The 2,237-nt window shown below is 37.8% G+C and carries 2 protein-coding genes; both read left to right on the forward strand.

Translation table 11 applies throughout. The annotated features are described in order from the left end of the window. Positions 1–1,211 (forward strand): ABC transporter substrate-binding protein (locus AC52RT_RS09175; RefSeq protein WP_495540456.1); only part of this gene is annotated, 1,211 nt, incomplete at its 5' end. A gap of 48 nt (positions 1,212–1,259) precedes the next feature. After that, on the forward strand, positions 1,260–2,132 hold the full coding sequence (locus tag AC52RT_RS09180; RefSeq protein WP_495540457.1) for a branched-chain amino acid ABC transporter permease: 873 nt from the start codon (positions 1,260–1,262) through the stop codon (positions 2,130–2,132). Positions 2,133–2,237 lie beyond the last annotated feature (105 nt).

The following is a 2,237-nucleotide window of genomic DNA, read 5'->3' on the forward strand; positions in this document are numbered from 1 at the left end:
AATTTATGAAAAAATCACTTTTTATAATGATATTGATGATGCTAGTTGTTGCAGGTTGTTCGGAAGGAAGCAGCGGATCAGGAAAGGATGATGTTGTAAAAATCGGCTCTTTGCATCCATTAAGCGGGGGCTTGGCAAATGAAGGGCAAGAAATGCGTGATGCCGTCCGGCTTGCTGTAGAAGAAGTGAATGAAAATGGCGGTATTAAGTCTCTTGATGGTAAAGAAGTTGAATTAATTGAAGCTGATCATGAAGGGGTTCCGGAAAAAGGAGTATCTGAAACACAGCGTTTAGATCGTGATGGAGTAGCCGGGATTATTGGAGCTTATTCAAGTGGTGTAGCTCTTCCAGCCACACAAGAAGCGGAAAAAGCACGTCTTCCATTTATTATAGACATTGCGTCTGTTGATGAAGTAACGGAACGTAATTTTAAATACACATTCCGGCTGCAGCCGCCTGCTTCTCAAATGGCCAATAACTTCTTGAAATACGGGCAGTTTATTAATACAAAAATGAATAATTCCATAAAAAACATCGTTCTTGTACATGAAGATTCAGTTTTCGGGACAAGCATCGCAGAAATTATCGAAAAAAAAGCTGAGAAGGAAGGGTTTAAGGTCTTGGCTACTTTACCTCATTCAGCCTCTACAGCAGATTTATCTTCATCCATTAATAAGATCAAATCTTTAAAACCCGATGCGATCATCGCTACGACATATTTGCGTGATGGAACATTATTGGTGAATGGATTAAAAGAAGCAAAATTCGTACCAAAGGCGATAATTGGTGTAGCAAACGGAGCATTTAGTAACGCACAGTTTATTACAGGCGATAAATCGATAAGTGAAAATATACTGGATGTAAACTATACGATCAATCCCCAAAGTGAATTAGCTGAAGATGTGAAGAAGAGATATAAAGAGAAGTTTAATAAAGAACTAGGGCCTAATGGAGCATACTCATACATGGCTGCGAAAGTTCTGATTGATGCAATTGAAAGAGCTGGTTCAACTGATAGAGCTGAAATTCAAAAGGCATTAACGGAAACAAAATTAAAAGAGCATATTCTGCCGCAAGGAATAATTGAATTTGATGAAAGTGGTCAAAACAAAAATGCTCAAGCTGTTTTGAATCAAATTACGGATGGTCAAACAAATGTTGTATACCCAGAAGATTATAAGAGTAAAGAATTTGTTAATCCAAGTAAATAACCCAACAAGGCAGGTGAAAACCTGCCTTGTTGTTAAAGGAGGAATACAATGTCGGTGAACTTGCTACTGCAATCTTTAGTAGACGGTATTTTAATGGGTGGGATTTATGGGTTAGTAGCAATTGGATTAACACTTATTTTTGGAGTTATGAAGATTATTAATTTCGCTCAAGGTGCTCTGTTAATGTTAGGTATGTATGTAACATATTGGTCGTTTGCTATATTGGGCATAAATCCTTATTTATCCATATTTTTAAGCGCAGGTGTCCTGTTCCTTGTTGGTGCTTTTATACAGAAAACAGTTCTTTCTAAAATGCTGGACGCGCCGGAGCATAATCAACTTCTTGTAACGTTAGGGATTATGCTGTTTATCGAAAACCTGGCTCTTGTTCTGTGGAGTCCAGATTTTCGAAGCGTGAAGGTCGAAGGGATGGCACAAACCTTAAGTATTGGAGCTATTGATATCAATTCGCCAAAACTAATAGCTTTTATTTTTGCAATCTCCCTTTCCATTCTGCTTTTTTGGTTTTTGAAAAGTACGTTCATTGGTAAAGCGATTCGTGCAACATCCATTAATCGCGATGGTGCTTCATTAGTCGGTATAAATACTGGAAAAATTAATTATATAGCATTCGGAATTGGAGCAGCGTTAGCTGGTGTTGCCGGCAGTTTAATTACACCATTCTTATATACCTCTCCTTCGGTCGGTGCTACTTTCATCTTGAAAGGATTTGTGGTGGTTGTTCTGGGAGGGTTAGGAAACTTTATAGGAGCTTTAGTAGGCGGATTGATTATCGGAATATCTGAAGCTATGGGTGGAGCTTTCCTGCCGGGCAGCTTAAAAGAGTTAATGACATATATAATTTTCATCATTGTTTTATTAGTTAGACCAAATGGTTTGTTCGGGGGGAAAGCAAGATGAGTAAAACAAATATAGCTCTAATAGTAGGCGGCATATTGTTTGTTATTTTCGCTTTTTTAACAGACGATCAATATTTTATGCATATAGCCATCCTGATCTTATATT

The organism is Peribacillus sp., from assembly GCF_059453735.1.

Coding starts and splice junctions, on each gene's coding strand:
- AC52RT_RS09180 (WP_495540457.1), top strand. CDS start 1,260: ATGTCGGTGAACTTGCTACTGCAATCTTTAGTAGACGGTATTTTAATG.